The following is a 2,674-nucleotide window of genomic DNA, read 5'->3' on the forward strand; positions in this document are numbered from 1 at the left end:
CCCACATTCCCCAAGTAAATCGCTGATTTTGCTGTCAGGATCTCAATATTTCCGATATAAATCATGGTGTTGATGGCCGTGAGGGGCGCGTTTGATGGATCACCCAGAGGGTGCGGGTTCGAAGCGGGCAGATCGGGTCGAGTTCGACCGCCGGGTGCATGTGGAGTTCCGAGGTGCGCAGCTCAGTTCCGACGGCGGCCTGCTGGTGATGCGCGAGCTGGATGACGCGCTCGGGCTGTCCGATCTGGCGGCAAAAGCATTGCGCGACACCCGGCGCGGCAAGAACACGGTCCACCGGCTTGACGGGTTGTTCCGGCAATCGGTGTTCGGGCGACTGGCCGGATACGAGGATGTGAACGACGCCGACCGCCTGGCCCTCGATCCGGTGATGCGCCAGGTCGTGGGTGGAAGGGCTGTCGATGCGCAAGCGGCCTCGGCCTCGCAGATGGGACGGTTCGAGACCGAGACACTGGCACAGCCCGAGAACCGTGCCGCGCTGGCCGACCTGAATGGCCAATGGATCGACCGGTTCCATGACCGTAACGGGCTGAAGTACATCGTTCTGGACATGGACAGTTCGGTCAGCCCCACCCATGGCGATCAGGAGGGCGCGGCCTGGAACGGGCATTTCGACTGCACCTGCTATCACCCGAACTTTTTGTTCAACCAGTTCGGCATGCTGGAGCGCTGCGCCTTGCGCCATGGCAACGTCCACAGCGCCGATGGCTGGCGGGACGTTCTCGACCCCGTCATCGCCCGCTACGCGGAGCGCGACCTTTGCGGCCGGTTCTTCCGGGCTGACGCCGCCTACGCGATCCCCGCGATCTATGAGCGGCTGGAAGAAGCCCGATTCTTCTACGCCATCCGGCTGCCTGCGAACAACGTCCTGCGCGAGAAGATCGCGCATCGGCTGACGCGCCCTGTCGGGCGACCTTCGCTGACCAAGGTCAAGCGCTTCTACGAAGACTTCGAGTATCAGGCGGCATCCTGGGACAAGGAACGCCGGGTGATCGCCAAGATCGAATGGCATCCGGGCGAACTGTTCCCGCGTGTCGGCTTCATCGTCACCAACCTGCCGATGGAGCCCGACTGGGTGGTGCGGTTCTATAACCAGCGCGGCACCGCCGAGCAGCACATCAAGGAAGGTAAATATGCCTTCCACTGGACGCGGCTGTCATGCCGGAAGTTCCGCGACAATGAGGTGCGACTGCAACTGCATGCGCTGGCCTACAACCTGGCCATCTTCTTGCGCTGCATCGAGTTGCCCGAGACGATGGCCGACTGGTCGTTGACCAGCCTGCAACTGAAGCTGATCAAGATCGGGGCACGTGTCGTCCGCCATGCCCGCGCCATCACCTTCCAGCTGGCCGAGGTGGCCGTCACCGGTCCGATGGTCCGCGCCATCCTCGCCGCCATCCGCCGATTGCGAGCGCCTCCGCTATGCGCATGACCGCCATCCACGCCCAAACTGAACGAAAACGGCAGGATGGGTCTGTCCGCTGCGCTGAAAAACACCGCCACCAGGGCACAACACGGCGGCTTCGCGGGCCGATCTGCCCTGTCTCAGCGCCTTGCGCGCCCGACGACGCCGCTCGGGACGGAAAATGATTGTCCTGCGGTCGGATTCAGGCGAAACTCACGTCAGACGGCATGCCACTTGGGGAATGTATGCTGAATGTCGATCCGACCCAGGGAGGATAATTGTGGTTTCGTTCTACGACCGTCATGTCATGCCGCGGCTGATCGGCTGCGCCTGTGCGAGCAAACCGGTGATGCGGCAGCGCGCGAAAGTGGTGCCGCGCGCGCGTGGCCGCGTGCTGGAACTGGGCATCGGCGGTGGGCTGAACCTGACCTTCTACGATCCCGCCGCGGTGAGCGAGGTGGTGGGCGTCGATCCTTCGGCCGAACTGCGTGCGCGGGCCGAAGCGGCGCCGCGCGCCGAGGGACTGACGGTGCGGGTGCTCGACGGCGCGGCCGAGGCGCTGCCGTTCGGGGACGATTCCTTCGACACCGTCGTCACGACCTTTACCTTGTGCTCGGTCGACGATGCCGGCGCGGCGCTGCACGAGGCGAAGCGGGTGCTGCGGCCGGACGGGCGGCTGATCTTCTGCGAACATGGGCTGGCGCCGGACGCTGCGGTGACGCGGTGGCAGCAGCGGATCGAGCCGTTGTGGAAGCGTCTCGCCGGGGGATGCCATCTGACGCGGCCGCCCGCGGCCATGCTGCGCGCCGCCGGGTTCCGGGTCGACCGCCTCGACAGCATGTACCTGCCCAGGACACCGCGATCGCTGGGGTGGAACGAATGGGGTGAAGCGCGGCACGGGTGACGGATGGCGAGATAGACCCGCTAGTCACCGCCGCCACTCCGCATTAAGTCCCCGCGCATGACCTCGACCAACGACATTCGCCGCAGCTTCCTCGATTACTTCGGCGGCAACGGCCATGCGATCGTGCCCAGCGCGCCGCTGGTGCCGCAGAACGACCCGACGCTGATGTTCGTCAACGCGGGCATGGTGCCGTTCAAGAACGTATTCACCGGGCTGGAGACACGGCCCTATTCCACCGCGGTGAGCGCGCAGAAATGCGTGCGGGCGGGCGGCAAGCACAACGACCTCGACAATGTCGGCTATACCGCGCGGCACCATACCTTCTTCGAGATGCTGGGGAATTTCAG

General features: G+C 64.8%; 3 protein-coding genes. All 3 read left to right on the top strand.

Annotation, left to right across the window (positions count from 1 at the left end; genetic code table 11):
- Positions 1-94: 94 nt before the first annotated feature.
- Entirely contained in the window at positions 95-1,450 is a 1,356-nt protein-coding gene (locus tag AX685_RS11145) for an IS1380-like element ISKpn23 family transposase (protein ID WP_003168745.1), read from the top strand.
- Between the two features lie 253 nt (positions 1,451-1,703).
- Positions 1,704-2,327 carry a class I SAM-dependent methyltransferase gene (locus AX685_RS11150; RefSeq protein WP_328587029.1) on the top strand — a complete coding sequence of 208 codons (624 nt, stop codon included), beginning with the start codon at positions 1,704-1,706 and terminating at the stop codon, positions 2,325-2,327.
- Positions 2,328-2,384: 57 nt separating this feature from the next.
- Positions 2,385-2,674 (top strand): alanine--tRNA ligase-related protein (locus AX685_RS11155; RefSeq protein ID WP_231738801.1); only part of this gene is annotated, 290 nt, incomplete at its 3' end.

Origin of the sequence: Sphingomonas sp. CCH9-F2 (assembly GCF_001556735.1) — a bacterium.
Taxonomy (GTDB): domain Bacteria; phylum Pseudomonadota; class Alphaproteobacteria; order Sphingomonadales; family Sphingomonadaceae; genus Sphingomonas; species Sphingomonas ginsenosidimutans.

Coding starts and splice junctions, on each gene's coding strand:
- AX685_RS11145 (WP_003168745.1), top strand. CDS start 95: ATGGATCACCCAGAGGGTGCGGGTTCGAAGCGGGCAGATCGGGTCGAG.